The organism is Nocardioides sp. NPDC006303 (assembly GCF_040613175.1).
In the GTDB taxonomy this organism is placed as follows: Bacteria; Actinomycetota; Actinomycetes; order Propionibacteriales; family Nocardioidaceae; genus Nocardioides.
In genome coordinates this window covers 1-13,714 of the sequence record NZ_JBEXRR010000053.1, presented here as the reverse complement: position 1 = coordinate 13,714, position 13,714 = coordinate 1, and the positions used below count along the sequence as shown (strand labels likewise).

Annotated in this window: 17 protein-coding genes; 9 read left to right on the top strand and 8 right to left on the bottom strand. The window is 70.3% G+C overall.

Features of this window, described 5'->3' with window-relative positions:
* Positions 1-6: 6 nt before the first annotated feature.
* On the bottom strand, positions 7-954 hold the full coding sequence (locus ABZY89_RS26705) for a pyridoxal-phosphate dependent enzyme (protein WP_355232119.1): 948 nt from the start codon (positions 952-954) through the stop codon (positions 7-9).
* A 90-nt stretch (positions 955-1,044) separates the two neighbouring features.
* Between ABZY89_RS26705 and ABZY89_RS26700 the strand changes: the two genes are divergently transcribed.
* From ABZY89_RS26700 to ABZY89_RS26685, 4 genes are read left to right on the top strand one after another with little or no spacing between them, the layout of a single operon-like run.
* Complete coding sequence (locus tag ABZY89_RS26700; protein WP_355232117.1) at positions 1,045-1,980, top strand: ABC transporter ATP-binding protein; 936 nt, start codon at positions 1,045-1,047, stop codon at positions 1,978-1,980.
* A complete protein-coding gene (locus ABZY89_RS26695; RefSeq protein WP_355232115.1) occupies positions 1,977-2,720 on the top strand; it encodes an ABC transporter permease in 744 nt (247 codons plus the stop codon). The genes ABZY89_RS26700 and ABZY89_RS26695 overlap by 4 nt, the downstream gene beginning before the upstream one ends.
* 12 nt (positions 2,721-2,732) lie before the next feature.
* Positions 2,733-3,947 (top strand): sensor histidine kinase, encoded by a 1,215-nt coding sequence (locus ABZY89_RS26690; protein ID WP_355232113.1) that lies wholly within the window; start codon positions 2,733-2,735, stop codon positions 3,945-3,947.
* A complete protein-coding gene (locus ABZY89_RS26685; protein WP_355232111.1) occupies positions 3,944-4,570 on the top strand; it encodes a response regulator transcription factor in 627 nt (208 codons plus the stop codon). Before ABZY89_RS26690 ends, ABZY89_RS26685 begins: the two co-directional genes overlap by 4 nt.
* A 5-nt stretch (positions 4,571-4,575) precedes the next feature.
* Here ABZY89_RS26685 and ABZY89_RS26680 read toward each other — a convergent pair whose 3' ends face one another.
* The 4 genes from ABZY89_RS26680 to clpS all read right to left on the bottom strand — a co-directional run bounded on the left by ABZY89_RS26680 (position 4,576) and on the right by clpS (position 6,281).
* Positions 4,576-4,851, bottom strand: coding sequence for a MoaD family protein (locus tag ABZY89_RS26680; protein ID WP_008358635.1), 276 nt, complete (start codon positions 4,849-4,851; stop codon positions 4,576-4,578).
* Between the two features lie 32 nt (positions 4,852-4,883).
* Positions 4,884-5,312 carry a M67 family metallopeptidase gene (locus ABZY89_RS26675; RefSeq protein ID WP_355232109.1) on the bottom strand — a complete coding sequence of 143 codons (429 nt, stop codon included), beginning with the start codon at positions 5,310-5,312 and terminating at the stop codon, positions 4,884-4,886.
* A gap of 85 nt (positions 5,313-5,397) precedes the next feature.
* Positions 5,398-5,988, bottom strand: a complete 591-nt coding sequence (locus tag ABZY89_RS26670) for a DUF2017 domain-containing protein (protein ID WP_355018667.1) — start codon at positions 5,986-5,988, stop codon at positions 5,398-5,400.
* Positions 5,988-6,281, bottom strand: a complete 294-nt coding sequence (gene clpS, locus ABZY89_RS26665; protein ID WP_355232108.1) for an ATP-dependent Clp protease adapter ClpS — start codon at positions 6,279-6,281, stop codon at positions 5,988-5,990. The genes ABZY89_RS26670 and clpS overlap by 1 nt, the downstream gene beginning before the upstream one ends.
* Before the next feature lie 26 nt (positions 6,282-6,307).
* Here clpS and ABZY89_RS26660 point away from each other — a divergent pair, with 26 nt between their 5' ends.
* The 3 genes from ABZY89_RS26660 to ABZY89_RS26650 are packed head-to-tail and all read left to right on the top strand — an operon-like array spanning position 6,308 to position 9,521.
* A complete protein-coding gene (locus tag ABZY89_RS26660) occupies positions 6,308-7,600 on the top strand; it encodes a nicotinate phosphoribosyltransferase (RefSeq protein ID WP_355232106.1) in 1,293 nt (430 codons plus the stop codon).
* Between the two features lie 45 nt (positions 7,601-7,645).
* Positions 7,646-8,221 (top strand): isochorismatase family protein, encoded by a 576-nt coding sequence (locus ABZY89_RS26655; RefSeq protein ID WP_355232104.1) that lies wholly within the window; start codon positions 7,646-7,648, stop codon positions 8,219-8,221.
* Between the two features lie 55 nt (positions 8,222-8,276).
* Positions 8,277-9,521: an MFS transporter gene (locus ABZY89_RS26650; protein WP_355232102.1), complete on the top strand. Its 1,245-nt coding sequence runs from the start codon at positions 8,277-8,279 to the stop codon at positions 9,519-9,521.
* A 10-nt stretch (positions 9,522-9,531) separates the two neighbouring features.
* Here ABZY89_RS26650 and ABZY89_RS26645 read toward each other — a convergent pair whose 3' ends face one another.
* Positions 9,532-10,134: a TetR/AcrR family transcriptional regulator gene (locus tag ABZY89_RS26645; RefSeq protein WP_355232101.1), complete on the bottom strand. Its 603-nt coding sequence runs from the start codon at positions 10,132-10,134 to the stop codon at positions 9,532-9,534.
* An 86-nt stretch (positions 10,135-10,220) separates the two neighbouring features.
* On the opposite strand from ABZY89_RS26645, the gene ABZY89_RS26640 reads away from it, so the two are divergent.
* Positions 10,221-11,702 (top strand): NAD(P)/FAD-dependent oxidoreductase, encoded by a 1,482-nt coding sequence (locus ABZY89_RS26640; RefSeq protein ID WP_355232099.1) that lies wholly within the window; start codon positions 10,221-10,223, stop codon positions 11,700-11,702.
* A gap of 26 nt (positions 11,703-11,728) precedes the next feature.
* Here ABZY89_RS26640 and ABZY89_RS26635 read toward each other — a convergent pair whose 3' ends face one another.
* Positions 11,729-12,268: a DUF1697 domain-containing protein gene (locus tag ABZY89_RS26635; protein ID WP_355232097.1), complete on the bottom strand. Its 540-nt coding sequence runs from the start codon at positions 12,266-12,268 to the stop codon at positions 11,729-11,731.
* Positions 12,269-12,326: 58 nt separating this feature from the next.
* Here ABZY89_RS26635 and ABZY89_RS26630 point away from each other — a divergent pair, with 58 nt between their 5' ends.
* Positions 12,327-12,806, top strand: coding sequence for a MarR family transcriptional regulator (locus tag ABZY89_RS26630; protein ID WP_355232095.1), 480 nt, complete (start codon positions 12,327-12,329; stop codon positions 12,804-12,806).
* Here ABZY89_RS26630 and ABZY89_RS26625 read toward each other — a convergent pair.
* The coding region (locus ABZY89_RS26625) for a copper homeostasis protein CutC (protein ID WP_355232093.1) at positions 12,803-13,714 on the bottom strand (912 nt) is incomplete at its 5' end. The two genes, ABZY89_RS26630 and ABZY89_RS26625, sit on opposite strands and share 4 nt — an antisense overlap.

Sequence of the window (13,714 nt, the reverse complement as noted above, 5' to 3'; positions counted from 1 at the left end):
GGGCGGTCAGGCCCAGAGCTGGCCCTCGAGGCCTTCCTCGGCGTCGTCGATGGTGCCTTCGTACGCCCCGGTGGAGAGGTACTTCCAGCCGCCGTCGGCGACGACGAAGGCGATGTCGGCCTTCTCTCCGGCCTTGAGGGACTTGGCGGCCTGGGCGAGGGCGGCGTGGAGGATGGCGCCGGTGGAGATACCGGCGAAGATGCCCTCGAGCTCGAGGAGCTCGCGGACGCGGCGTACGGCGTCACGGGGGCCGACCGAGAAGCGGGCATCGATCAGGGAGGCGTCGTAGAGCTCGGGGACGAAGCCCTCGTCGAGGTTGCGCAGGCCGTAGACGAGCTCGCCGTAGCGCGGCTCGGCGGCGACGATGCGTACCTCCGGCTTGGCGGTGCGGAAGAAGCGGCCGACGCCCATGAGCGTGCCGGTCGTGCCGAGTCCGGCGACGAAGTGGGTGATCGAGGGGAGGTCGGCGAGGAGCTCGGGGCCGGTGCCCTCCTCGTGGGCGCGCGCGTTGGCGGCGTTGCCGTACTGGTAGAGCATCTCCCAGTCGGGGTGCTCGGCGGCGAGGCGCTTGGCGACCCGGACGGCCTCGTTGGAGCCACCGGCGGCGGGCGAGGAGACGATCTCGGCGCCCCACATCCGCAGCAGCTGGCGCCGCTCCTCGGAGGTGTTCTCGGGCATCACGCACACGATCCGGTAGCCCTTGAGTTTGGCCGCCATGGCCAGCGAGATCCCGGTGTTGCCGGAGGTCGGCTCCAGGATCGTGCAGCCCGGGCGGAGCCTGCCGTCCTTCTCGGCCTCTTCGACCATGCGAAGAGCCGGGCGGTCCTTGATCGAGCCGGTGGGGTTCCGGTCCTCGAGCTTGGCCCACAGACGTACGTCGGGCGAGGGCGAGAGGCGGGGCAGGCCCACCAGCGGAGTGCCACCGACCGACGCCAGCAGGTTGTCGTAGCGCATGGGGTCCATGGTCGCATCAACCGATCGGCTGATGCCCACTCGCGCCGATCGCCCGATCCGTGAGACCGCGTCACCGACCAGGCTGAAGGTATGCATCAGGAGCGAGAACCAGCGGTCGTCGTGGACGGCCTGCGCAAGACCTATGGCGAGAAGGTGGCGGTCGACGAGATCAGCCTGAGCGTCTACGAGGGCGAGATCTTCGGCATCCTCGGCCCGAACGGGGCCGGCAAGAGCACGACCGTGGAGTCGATCGCCGGACTACGGGTCGGCGACCGCGGCCGGATCCGGGTCCATGGCATCGACCCCTGGGCGGACCGGGCGGCGGTGACGGAGGTGCTCGGCGTACAGCTCCAGGAGGCGAAGCTGCAGCCGAAGATCACCGTCCAGGAGGCGCTGGAGCTGTGGAGCGCCTTCTACCCGGACCCGGAGCCGTGGGCGCCGCTGGCCGAGCGGCTCGGCCTCGGCGGGCATCTGCGACAGCGGTTCGAGAACCTCTCCGGCGGCCAGCAGCAGCGGCTCTCGATCGCGCTGGCGCTGATCGGCCGGCCGCGTGTCGTCGTGCTCGACGAGCTGACCACGGGCCTGGACCCGCGGGCCCGCCGTGAGGTGTGGGACCTGGTGCGGGACGTACGCGACCGGGGTGTGACCGTCCTGCTCGTCACCCACTCGATGGAGGAGGCGCAGACGCTCTGCGACCGGATCGCCATCGTCGACGCCGGCCGGATCCGGGCGCTGGACACCCCGGCGGGGCTCATCGACTCCGCCTCCGCCGCCACGATCACGACCTTCGAGACCTCTGTCGCGATCGACCTGGCCTCCCTGCGCGACCTCAACGGCGTCACCGCCGCGCGCAGCGAGAACGGCACCGTCACCGTCGAGGGCGCCGAAGGTGTCGCGCTCGCGGTCGTCGAGCTGCTGCGTACGCAGGGGGTGGCCCCGCAGCGGCTCCGGGTCGCGGCGGGCAGCCTCGACGCCGCCTACCTCGACCTCACCGACACCGACGCCCGCCAGGAGGCGCTCCGATGACCAGCCCGACCGTTGCCGTGATCCGTACGGAGTCCCGGCTCTTCGCCCGCGAGCGGCTCTCGCTCTTCTGGATCGTCCTGTTCCCGAGCCTGCTGCTGGGAGTGCTCGGGGTGATCCCGAGCTTCCGCGAGGACAGTGCCGACCTCGGCGGCCGGAGCCTGATCGATGTCTACGTGCCGGTCACGGTGCTGCTCTCGATGATCATGGCGGCGATCATGACGATGCCGCCGACGCTGACCGGCTACCGCGAGAGCGGGGTCCTGCGACGGCTCGGCACCACGCCGGCCCGCCCCGCCACGATCCTGCTCGGCCAGGTGCTCGTCCACGCCGCCGCGGTCGCTGCCTCCTCGGTGATCGTGATCCTCTTCGGGCGGGTGGTGTTCGGGACCCCGCTCCCCGAGTCGCTCGTCGGATACGTCGTCGCCTACGTCCTGGCGCTGGCGGTCTCGCTGGGGATCGGCGCCGCGATCACCGCGGTCTCCCCCAACGCGAAGACCGGGCAGGTCGTAGGGATGGTGGTCTTCTTCCCCTCGATGTTCACCGCGGGGGTCTACTTCCCGGTCGAGGCCTTCGGCGGTACGGTGCGCGACGTCATCTCGCTCTCGCCCTACGGAGCCGCGTCCAACGCACTCAACGACGCCGCGGGCGGGAGCTTTCCCCAGCTCGCGGACCTGGCCGTGATGGGTGGCTGGGCCGTGGTGCTCTACCTGATTGCCGTGCGCGTCTTCCGCTGGGAATGAGAGGGTCTGACCATGACCTCGGCCGTCGAGCTCGAGCACCAGTGGGACCGCAACCTGAAGGTGCTGCCCTTCGTGCTGCTCGCACTCGCCACCGTCGTCTGCATCGCGACCTTCCCGGTGATGGGGCCGGTCACCGTCACGACGCGGATCGTCTTCGGCGTACTCGTGGCCGCGACCGCGGTGTGGACCTGGCGGTGGACCTATCTCTACGACCGTCCACATCCGGTCGGCTACATCGGACGTACGCTCCTGGTCGCTGCTCTCACCGTGCTGCATCCGCTGTTCTGCATCTTCGCCTGGATCGGGTTCCTGGACGCCTTCGACTCGTTCCGGGGCCGGTGGCGGTGGGTGGCGATGGCGGCCACGGCGTTGATCATGGCCACCGGGCAGGTCGGCGGGGCACCGCCGTATGACGAGTGGTGGCAGGGCGCACTGTGGCCGGTGCTGTTCGTCGTCAACTTCGGGCTGGCCTCGCTGATGGGTCGCTACAGCATCCACCTCGACACCGTCAGCCAGGAGCGGGCCGAAACGATCGTCCGGCTGGAGAACGCCCTCGCCGAGAACGCCCGCCTCCAGGAGCAGCTCGTAGCGCAGTCCCGTCAGACCGGCGTACGCGACGAGCGCGAGCGCCTCGCCCGCGAGATCCACGACACCATCGCCCAGTCGCTGGCCGGCGTCGTGGCCCAGCTCCAGGCCGCCGAGGGCTCCGCGGACGCCCAGGACGTACGCCGCCGGGTGGCCCGGGCGACCGAGATGGCCCGCACCGCGCTGGTCGAGGCCCGGCGGTCCGTGCAGGACCTCACCCCCGCCGAGCTGGCCGATGCGGGCCTCGCCGACGCCATCTCGACACTGGTCGCGAGCTGGCGCGACGACCACGGCGTCGAGGCCTCCTTCGTCGTCGTCGGCGATGCCACGGCGCTGCACTCCGAGGTCGAGGCGACGCTGCTGCGGATCGCCCAGGAGGCCCTCGCCAACGTCGCCAAGCACGCCTCCGCGTCCCGGGTCGGCGTCACCCTCACCTTCGACGAGGCCGACGTCATCCTGGACGTGCGCGACGACGGCTCCGGCTTCGACCCCGCCGCTCCGCGCCGCTCGTCCTCGTTCGGGCTGGGCGTGATGCGCGAGCGGGCCCAGCGCCTGGCCGGCACCTTCACCCTCGAGTCCGCCCCCGGCGCCGGCACCGCCGTCTCCGCCAGCATCCCCGCTCTCCCCCGAGGACCCGCATGACTCAGATCAGGATCGTGGTCGCCGACGACCATCCCGTCGTACGTGACGGGGTGGTCGGAGTGCTCCGCGCGCAAGGCTTCGAGGTCGTCGGCCAGGCGGGAGACGGGGCGCGGGCCCTGGCCCTCGTCGAGGAGCTCGAGCCGGATGTGCTCGTCCTCGACCTGCGGATGCCCGGCACCGGGGGTGTCGAGGTGATCGAGCGGCTGCGGGCGTTGGAGTCGCGGACCGGCGTACTGGTCCTGACGACGTTCGACACCGACTCCGACGTGGTCGCCGCGATCGAGGCGGGTGCGACCGGCTACCTGCTCAAGGACGCACCGACACCGGACCTGATCGAGGCCGTCCGCGCGACGGCGGCCGGCGAGACCGTCCTCTCCCCCGCGGTCGCGACCCGGCTCGCCTCCCGGTTGCGTTCACCCGGTCCGACGGCCCAGCTGAGCCCCCGCGAGCGCGAGGTGCTCACCCTCGTCGCGCGCGGGACGACCAACCGCGCCATCGCCGCGAAGCTCTTCGTCAGCGAGGCGACGGTGAAGACCCACCTGGGTCACGTCTTCGACAAGCTCGGGGTCACAGACAGAGCAGCCGCGGTCGCACGAGCGTACGACCGCGGCATTCTGGGCTGAAGCGTTCAGCAGCCGCCGGCGACGGCGGGAAGCACGACGACCTGGTCGCCGTCCTTGAGCTCGGCGTCGAGACCGCCGATGAAACGTACGTCCTCGTCGTTGATGTAGACGTTGACGAAGCGGCGCAGGTCACCGTTGTCGATGAGGCGCTCCTTGATGCCGGAGTGGTTCGCCTCGAGGTCGTCGATGAGCGCACTCAGGGTCTTGCCCTCGGCGCTGACTGCCTTCTCACCGGCGGTGTAGGTGCGGAGGATGGTCGGGATCTTGACCTCGATGGCCATGGGTTCTCCTAGCTGGATGTTTCTTGGGCGCGTCACGACAACGTCGCGACGATGCTGATTTCTTCCTCGGTGACGTTGCCGTCGACGATGCGATAGGACCTGAACTCGACCGGTCCTTCGTCGTTGCCGTGCTCGCGGGTGCTGACCAGCACGTAGTGCGCGTTCGGCTCCATCGCCAGCCCGATGTCGGTGCGCGAGGGGTAGGCCTCGGTCGCCGTGTGGGAGTGGTAGACGATCACCGGCTCCTCGTCGTTCGCGTCCATCTCCTTGTAGAGCTGGAGCAGATCGGTCGAGTCGAACTCGTAGAAGGTCGGCGAGCCGGCGGCGTTGATCATCTCGATGAACCGCTCCGGCCGGTCGGACCCCTCAGGGCCCGCGACGATCCCGCACGCCTCGTCGGGATGGTCGCGCTTCGCGTGGGCGACGATCGCGTCGTACGTCGCCTGGTCGATGGTCAGCACGGGATCAGCCTAGGCGGGCCGAGCGGCGAAGACGTACGTGACCGGGTGCCGGACACGGTCACGACCGCACCACGACATGGTGTAGTCAGGACGCCGCCCACAGTGCCTCGACCATGGTCTCCTGCAGGATCCCGACCCACTGGTAGATCCCGTAGACCTGGCCGGCGGGGTCGTCGTCGGGCAGCGAGTCCCAGAAGTCCTCGTCGCCCTCCTCGACCCCGAGCCGGGTCGCGAGCGCGAGCCGGATGTCGGTGAAGGAGCGCATCCACGCCTCGGCGTCGGGGATCGGGAGCTCGACGTCGATGACCAGCCCGTCCTCGTCGAGCTCGGGCGGGAGGCCCGCCTCCTCGAGCGAGTCGATGATCGTGGACGCGGCCCGCGCCTTGCCGTCGCGCAGCCCGCCCTCGGTGAAGCGCCGGAACTCCCCGGCGGCCTCTTCGTCGTTCCCGTAGGCCGAGGGGAAGAGCCGCTTCAGGACCGGGTCCTCGGGCTCGGTGGTCGGCCCCGAGAAGTCGAGCAGCGCCTCGAGCGGGTCGTCGCTCTCGGCCGGCGCGGCGACCTCGTTGCGCAACAGCTCGACGAGCTGCGAGGCCAGCGAACGGAGCAGGTCGGCCTCGAACCCGGAGAAGGTCGCGATGATCTGCTTGCCGCGGCGGTGGTAGCTGAACCCGCCCATCAATCCTGCTTCTCCAGCGTCGCCCACAGGCCGTACTCGTGCATCGCCTGCACGTCGCGCTCCATCTCCTCGCGTGACCCGGAGGAGACGGCCGACTTGCCGTCGTTGTGCACCTCCATCATCAGCTTCTCCGACTTCTTCTTGGAGTAGCCGAAGTACTTCTGGAAGACGAAGGTGACGTACGACATCAGGTTGACCGGGTCGTTCCAGACGATGGTCACCCATGGCGTCGAAGGGGCGATGAGATCATCGATCTCCGGCTCGTCGAGCTCCACGGGGCTAGGCGCGCTCATGACATCCATCGTGCCACGATGTGCCCGTGGACTCGACAGCGGACTCGACCGCGCTCCTGACAGATCACTACGAGCTGACCATGCTCCAGGCCGCCCTGAAGGCGGGCACCGCGGAGCGTCGTGCCGTCTTCGAGCTGTTCCCCCGGCGCCTGGCCGGCGGGCGCCGCTACGGCGTGGTGGCCGGGGTCGGGCGGGCGCTCGACGCCCTCGAGGCGTTCCGCTTCGGCTCGGAGCAGCTGGCCATCCTGGAGGGTGTCGTCGACGGCCCGACCCTGGAATGGCTGGCCGGCTACCGCTTCACCGGCGACATCTGGGGGTACGCCGAGGGCGAGACCTTCTTCCCGCACTCGCCGCTGCTCGTGGTCGAGGCCAGCTTCGCCGAGGCGGTCGTCCTGGAGACGGTGCTCCTCTCGATCTACAACCACGACTCGGCCATCGCCACCGCGGCCTCCCGGATGACGATGGCGGCCGGCGAGCGCCCGTGCATCGAGATGGGCTCGCGCCGCACCCACGAGGCGGCCGCGATCGCCGCCGCCCGCGCGGCCTATGTGGCCGGGTTCACCGCCACCTCCAACCTCGCCGCCCGCGCCCGCTTCGGCGTGCCCACGACCGGCACCTCCGCGCACGCCTTCACCCTCCTGCACGACACCGAGGAGCAGGCCTTCCAGGCCCAGGTCGCCTCCCTCGGCAAGGGCACCACGCTGCTGGTCGACACCTATGACATCGCCGAGGCGGTGGCGAAGGCCGTCGAGATCGCCGGTCCCGAGCTCGGCGCGGTGCGGATCGACTCCGGTGACCTGGGGCTCCTCGCCCATGACGTACGCCGCCAGCTCGACGACCTCGGCGCCACCGACACGAAGATCATCGTGACCAGCGACCTGGACGAGTACGCCATCGCCGGCCTCGCGGCCGCCCCGGTCGACGGCTACGGCGTCGGCACCCAGCTGGTCACCGGGTCGGGCCACCCGACCGCCGGCTTCGTCTACAAGCTGGTCGCCCGCGAGGGCTCCTCGGGCGAGCTGGAGCCGGTCGCCAAGAAGAGCGCCTCCAAGGCGTCGATCGGCGGCCGGAAGTACGCCCTGCGCCGCCGCAACCGCAAGGATGTCGCCGACGCCGAGGTGATCGGCATCGGCACCCCTCCGGACGGTGACGCCAACGACCGGCCGCTGCTCACCCAGCTGGTCAAGAACGGCGAGGTCGTGGGCCGCGAGCCCCTCGACGCCGCGCGCGAGCGTCACCGGGCCTCGGTCGCCGAGCTCCCCGTCATCGCCCACTCGCTCCTGAAGGGCGATCCGGCGATCCCGACGCTCTTCCCGTGATGTCTCGCGGGGCCGGTCTCGCCGGGCCGGTCTAGGCTGGCAGGCATGACGCGTGCACTGATCGTGGTCGACGTACAGAACGACTTCTGCGAGGGCGGTTCCCTGCCGGTCGACGGCGGGGCCCGGGTGGCCTACGACATCGGTCAGCTGCTGCGGGAACGGGCGGCGAGCAAGGACCCGGAGCAGACGTACGGGCTGGTCGTGGCGACCAAGGACCACCACATCGACCCGGGCGATCACTTCGGCAACCCGCCGGACTACGTCGACTCCTGGCCGGCCCACTGCGTGGTCGGCACCGACGGCGAGGCCTTCCACCACAACCTCGACCCGGTCACCTTCGACGAGATCTTCCGCAAGGGTGAGTACGCAGCGGCCTACTCCGGCTTCGAGGGCGCGGCCACCGACGGCGCCACCCTGATCGACTGGCTCCGGGCCCACGGTGTCGAGGAGGTCGACGTGTGCGGACTGGCGACCGACTACTGCGTACGTGCCACCGCGCTCGACGCCCGAGCCGCCGGTTTCCACACCACGCTGCTCGCCGATCTGGCCGCCGGCGTGGCTGCGGCGAGCACCTCGGCTGCCATCGAGGAGATGCGCTCAGCCGGGATAACGGTCTCGTGACAGAATTGGGAATTTTGGGCAGATAGAAATCTCCCGAAGGTCTATTCTCTCTCGAATGGCTCGGATCTCGGCGACAGCCCCACTTCGCGAACCCCACTTTCGCTGGTTCTTCGCGTCCCGCTCCATCAACCTGGTGGGCAACTTCATGGCGCCCGTCGCCCTGGCCTTCGCGGTCCTGGAGATCAGTGACGCGCCGATCGCGATCGGTGCCGTCCTCGCGGCCCGCACCATCCCGATGATCGTCTTCATGCTCATCGGCGGCGTGCTCGCCGACCGGATGGGCCGAGCCCGGATCCTGTTCGCCTCCAACCTGGTCTCGGGGCTGAGCCAGGCGGTCGTCGCCGTCCTCGTCATCGCAGGTGTCGCCGAGCTGTGGCACCTGATCGTCCTCTCCGCGCTCAACGGCATCGTCTCCGCCGCCGGCCTGCCCGCCCAGCAGGGGATCATCCCGCTCGTGGTGCCTCGCACCATGCTGCAGGAGGCCAACGTGCTGATGTCGCTGACCCGCGCGATCGTCGCGGTCGCCGGTCCCGGCACCGCCGGCCTGCTCGTCCTCAGCGTCGGCGCGGGCTGGGCGCTCGCGCTGGACGCCGCCACCTGGATCGTCGCGGCGCTGCTCCTGCTGCCGGTCAAGATCAGCGGCGCGGTCGGCAAGGCGTCGGTCATCGGAGATCTGCGCACCGGGTGGGACTACTTCCGCTCGACGAGCTGGCTGTGGCTCTGCGTCGGCGCCGCGACCATGCTCAACGCGCTCTACGAGGGCGGGCTGCTCACGCTCGGCCCGCAGCGGGCCGAGGGCTCAGGGCTGGGCGCGGGCGGCTGGGGCCTGATCCTCACCTTCCAGGGGATCGGCGTGCTCGCCGCGACGCTCGTGCTGATGAAGGTCCGGCTCGAGCGGCCGCTGTTCTACGGCATGATCGGCATGGCCCTGTTCGGGCTGCCGATCGCCGCTCTCGGCTTCTCCACCGACCTCGCCGTGCTGCTTCCCGCGGCCGCCCTCTCCGGCGCCGGCATCCAGGTCTTCAGCCTCGGCTGGCAGCTCTCGATGCAGGAGAACGTCCCCAGCGACCTGCTCTCCCGGGCGTCCTCCTACGACCAGCTCGGCACCTACATCGCCATCCCCGTCGGGCAGCTGGCGATGGGGCCGCTGGCCGCTGCGTACGGGATCGAGAACATGCTCGCGATCGCCGGCATCGCCTACGTGGTGATCTCGCTGGCGACCCTGCTGAGCCCGGCCGTACGCGGCCTGAACCGGGTCTCCTTCCCGGCCCCCGAGCGCAACGGCGCCCCGGCGCACTAGGTCTCGCGCACTACGAGGCAGGTGTCGCGCTCGCCAGCAGCGAGCGCAGCAGGTCGACCAGGCTGGTGACCGAGAGGTCGGGGTCGAACGCACGCTGGACACCGAGCCCGATGCCGAGGGAGAGCAGCTGGACAGCGGCGTCCTCCGCCGGTGAAGGCAGGGTGAGGCCGAGGTCGGTGGCCTGCTGCTCGATGAGGCCGGCGATGGCCGTGGTGAGCTCGCGGCGCCGGCCGGCGAGCTGTTGGCTCACCCCGGGGACGCGGCGGGTGCTGGTCGCGAACTCGACCTCGAGCGCGGTCCAGCCGACGTCGCCGATGTTGGCCTCGGCCCACGCCGCGAAGGCGTCGATCCTGCCCTCGACGGTGTCTACGCCGCTGACGGCGTCCGCCAGGGACTGGGCCCGCTCGCGGTGGATCACGTCGAGCACGGCCAGGCCGAGCTCATGCTTGGTCGAGAAGTTCGAGTAGACCGCGCCCTTCGAGAAGCCCGCCGTGGTGGCGACCTTGTCGAGCGAGGTCGCGTTGTAGCCGTCGGAGAGGAACAGCCGGTGCGCGGTCGTGACGAGTCGCTCACGCGTCTGCGCGTGCGACTCCTTGCGCGTGATCCGGCCCACGGGTCAGATCTTACCAGTTCGGGCTACCGCCGGTATTCAAATACCATTAGTATCCGAATATGACTCGGCAGCCTAGGAGCAACCGCATGAGGACCCACCACGAGGTCGTCGTCATCGGCGCCGGAATCTCGGGCATCGCGGCCGCGATCAAGCTGCGCGAGGCGAGCGTCGAGGACGTCGTCATCCTCGAGAAGGCCGACACCTACGGCGGCACCTGGCGGGCCAACACCTATCCGGGGTGCGCGTGCGACGTACCGTCCAACCTCTACTCCTTCTCGTTCGCACCCAACAGTGACTGGTCCCGGGTCTACGGCAACCAGCCGGAGATCCTCGCCTACATCGACGGCGTGGCCCGGGATCGCGGCCTCGAGGACATCACCCGGTTCGAGGTCGAGGTCCGCGGCGCGACCTGGAACGCCGAGTCCGCCGAGTGGCACCTGGACACCAGCGACGGCGAGATCACCACCCGCTTCCTGGTCGCCGCGGCCGGACCGTGGAACGAGCCGAAGATCCCGGACCTGTCCGGTCTGGCCGACTTCCCCGGCGAGGTCTGGCACTCGGCCCGGTGGAACCACGACGTCGACCTCGACGGCAAGCGGGTGGCCGTGATCGGCACCGGCGCCTCGGCGGTCCAGTTCGTACCCGAGGTCCAGAAGCAGGTCGCCGCCCTGCACCTCTTCCAGCGCACCGCCCACTGGGTGCTGCCGAAGGTCGACCATCCGGTGCCGGACGCGGAGAAGTGGGTCAAGCACCACGTGCCCTTCTTCGAGAAGGCGCTCGGGGCGGTCGAGTACGCCGCCATGGAGGCCGTCGGCATCGCCTTCCGCCGCCCGCAGCCGCTGATGCAGGGACTGCAGCAGATCGGCCGGGCCTACCTGCGCGCCGCCGTCCGCGACAAGGAGCTCCGGGCGAAGCTGACGCCCGGCTACCTGCTCGGCTGCAAGCGGATCCTCTTCTCCAACAACTACCTCCAGTCGCTGGCCAAGCCGAACGTCGAGGTGCACGCGACCGGCGTGGACCGGGTCGAGGGCGCGACCGTGATCGGCACCGACGGCAGCGCGGCGGAGGTCGATGCGATCATCCTCGGCACCGGCTTCCACATCCTCGATATGCCCGTCGCCGACCTGATCCGTGGTGCCGACGGCCGCACGCTCTCCGAGCACTGGGCCGGCTCCCCCGAGGCCTACCAGGGCACCTCGGTCACCGGCTTCCCCAACGCGTTCGTGGTGCTCGGCCCGGGCCTGGGCACCGGTCACGGCTCGGCCTTCGCCGTCGCCGAGTCGCAGGTGGCGATGATCACCGAAGCCATCACGACCGCCCGCGCACAGGGCTGGGCGGAGCTCGACGTCAGTCCACGGGCCCAGGCCGCGTACGTCGCGGAGGTTCAGGCCGCGCTCGCCGGCACTGCCTACAGCGGCGCGTCCTGCCACAGCTACTTCATCGACGCCAACGGTCGCAACAGCTTCTCCTGGCCGTGGTCCACCGGCGAGCTGGTCCGACGGATCAGCCGCTTCGACCCGGCCGACTTCGAGATCACGGTCAACGAGACGGAGGAGATTCCCGCATGACCCGATACTGCGAGGCGCAGTAGGCCTCAGGCCCACTTGTCGGCGAGCGTGCGGATCACGTTGAGGTTGCGGTTGGTGCTGGTCGAGATGTGGCGCTCGACGACGGCGTTGGTGATCTTCGTCTGCTGGAAGCTCTCGGTGAGCAGGTGCACGGCGCGGCCGATGACATAGACCCGCTCGCCCTCGCCCGCCCGAGCGACCAGCGCGTCTCGGGAGCCGGAGTCGGTGAGCTCTTTGCACAGGAACACGAACTGCTTGCCCTCGTGCCCCATCCCCACCGCGGCGGCGTCGTTGGCGATCACCTTCAGCTCTGCGGGCGTCACGCAGATCGTCGGCACCTCGAAGAAGCGATCGGCCGCGAAGGCCTCCTCCAGGATCGCCTCCATCTCGGCCCGGTCGCCGACCGGGTGGTCGAAGCGTACGTTGCCTGTGTTGATGTAGGTCTCGACGTCGGTTCCGCCCGCCCTCACCACGGCGGCGGAGATCGCCTGTTTCGGGAATTTCCGGTTCGCGCCGAGGTTGATGGCGCGCAGGAACGCGATCCAGGTGTGCCGTTCCGTAGTCATTCTCAGATAGTCTCCACCCGTTCACCGCGCCGCAACCCCCAACTCTGGATTCCGATCGATGCCATCACAGCAGCTGCTTCCCTCGGAAGCCCCGACCGCCTCGGGCTCCGCCGCCTCGGCGGCGAAGACCCTGGACCTCTCCAGCGACCTCGTCGTCTACGCGGCGCGGCTCATGCGCCTGGTCCGCCGAGCGCTCGACCTTCCGGCCAGCGTCCGGGTCCTCACGATCCTCGACGCCATCGGACCGCTGGGCATCACCGACCTGGCCCGCGCCGACGGCTGCTCGCAGCCGACCATGTCGGCCCAGATCGCCCAGCTGGTGGAGACCGGCCTGGTCAGCAAGGAGCCCAACCCCGCCGACGCGCGGGCGAGCCTGGTGACCCTGACCGACGCCGGCCGCGCCGACCTCGCCGACGTACGTGAGCGCATCTCCCACCTCATCGCCGAGCGGCTGGAGTCGCGCCACCGCACCCAGGCCGATCTCGAGGGCGCCGTCGCCGTGCTGCGGGACCTGGTCGAGGGCGACTCCCCCGCCTAGGCCAACGCGGCGGCCGCTGCGGCGATCACGTCGGCATCGGTCAACCAGTGCCCACCGTCATCGGCGACTCCCAGCGCCACCCGGCCGGCCGTGACGACCCGTCGCTTGGCGGAGAGATGCACGCCCTCGACGCCCAGCGCCGCGAGCGCCCTGATCGCGTCGACGGTCACGCCGCCTCCGGCCAGTACGTCCGGTCCGCCGACCGCGACCATCTCTGCGATCGTCGCGGCCCCTGCCGCGGCGGCCGGCGCGCCACCTGAGGTCAGCACCCGGTCGACCACGCCGTCCAGCGCCCGGATCGCCGCGACCGGGTCCACGCTGAGGTCGATCGCCCGGTGGAACGTCACCGTCGCCTCGTACGCAGCGGCAGCATCCGCCAGCTCCCGGACCAGCTCCACGTCGGGCTCCCCGTGCGGAGTGAGCGCGCCGATCACGATCCCGTCGGCTCCGGCTTCCAGGACCGTCTCTACCTCGCGTCGCAGAAGGAAGCGCTCCTCGTCGGAGTAGCCGAACCCGCCCGGCCGGGGCCGGACGAGCACGTGGACGCCCTGCCAGCCGTCATCGGCGTCGACGCCGCCGACCTCGTCCAGGACTCCCTCGACCAGCCCCTGCGACGGGGTGACGCCACCGACCTCGAGGGCGGTGCAGAGCTCGACCCGGGTCGCCCCGGCCGCACGCGCGGCGAGCGCGCCGGCCACCGACGTCACGGCGATCTCGAGCGCTGTCATCGCGTCCTCACGGCAGACAGTGTGCCCGACTCCTCGACCCGCCCGCCGAGTCGGCCCGTCCTGACCAGTTCCGACGCCGAGTCGGCTCGTCTTCACCGTGATCACGAACGAGCTCCACCCCTGCTCGTCGACGTAGAAGACGTAGAGCGGCGCCGGCGCGGCCGCGAAGCCCATCGTCAC

Excerpts from the sequence above, each read along its gene's own strand:
- ABZY89_RS26705 (WP_355232119.1), bottom strand. The coding sequence starts at position 954 with ATGCGCTACGACAACCTGCTGGCGTCGGTCGGTGGCACTCCGCTGGTG.
- ABZY89_RS26700 (WP_355232117.1), top strand. The coding sequence starts at position 1,045 with ATGCATCAGGAGCGAGAACCAGCGGTCGTCGTGGACGGCCTGCGCAAG.
- ABZY89_RS26695 (WP_355232115.1), top strand. The coding sequence starts at position 1,977 with ATGACCAGCCCGACCGTTGCCGTGATCCGTACGGAGTCCCGGCTCTTC.
- ABZY89_RS26690 (WP_355232113.1), top strand. The coding sequence starts at position 2,733 with ATGACCTCGGCCGTCGAGCTCGAGCACCAGTGGGACCGCAACCTGAAG.
- ABZY89_RS26685 (WP_355232111.1), top strand. The coding sequence starts at position 3,944 with ATGACTCAGATCAGGATCGTGGTCGCCGACGACCATCCCGTCGTACGT.
- ABZY89_RS26680 (WP_008358635.1), bottom strand. The coding sequence starts at position 4,851 with ATGGCCATCGAGGTCAAGATCCCGACCATCCTCCGCACCTACACCGCC.
- ABZY89_RS26670 (WP_355018667.1), bottom strand. The coding sequence starts at position 5,988 with ATGGGCGGGTTCAGCTACCACCGCCGCGGCAAGCAGATCATCGCGACC.
- clpS (WP_355232108.1), bottom strand. The coding sequence starts at position 6,281 with ATGAGCGCGCCTAGCCCCGTGGAGCTCGACGAGCCGGAGATCGATGAT.
- ABZY89_RS26655 (WP_355232104.1), top strand. The coding sequence starts at position 7,646 with ATGACGCGTGCACTGATCGTGGTCGACGTACAGAACGACTTCTGCGAG.
- ABZY89_RS26650 (WP_355232102.1), top strand. The coding sequence starts at position 8,277 with ATGGCTCGGATCTCGGCGACAGCCCCACTTCGCGAACCCCACTTTCGC.
- ABZY89_RS26640 (WP_355232099.1), top strand. The coding sequence starts at position 10,221 with ATGAGGACCCACCACGAGGTCGTCGTCATCGGCGCCGGAATCTCGGGC.
- ABZY89_RS26635 (WP_355232097.1), bottom strand. The coding sequence starts at position 12,268 with ATGACTACGGAACGGCACACCTGGATCGCGTTCCTGCGCGCCATCAAC.
- ABZY89_RS26630 (WP_355232095.1), top strand. The coding sequence starts at position 12,327 with ATGCCATCACAGCAGCTGCTTCCCTCGGAAGCCCCGACCGCCTCGGGC.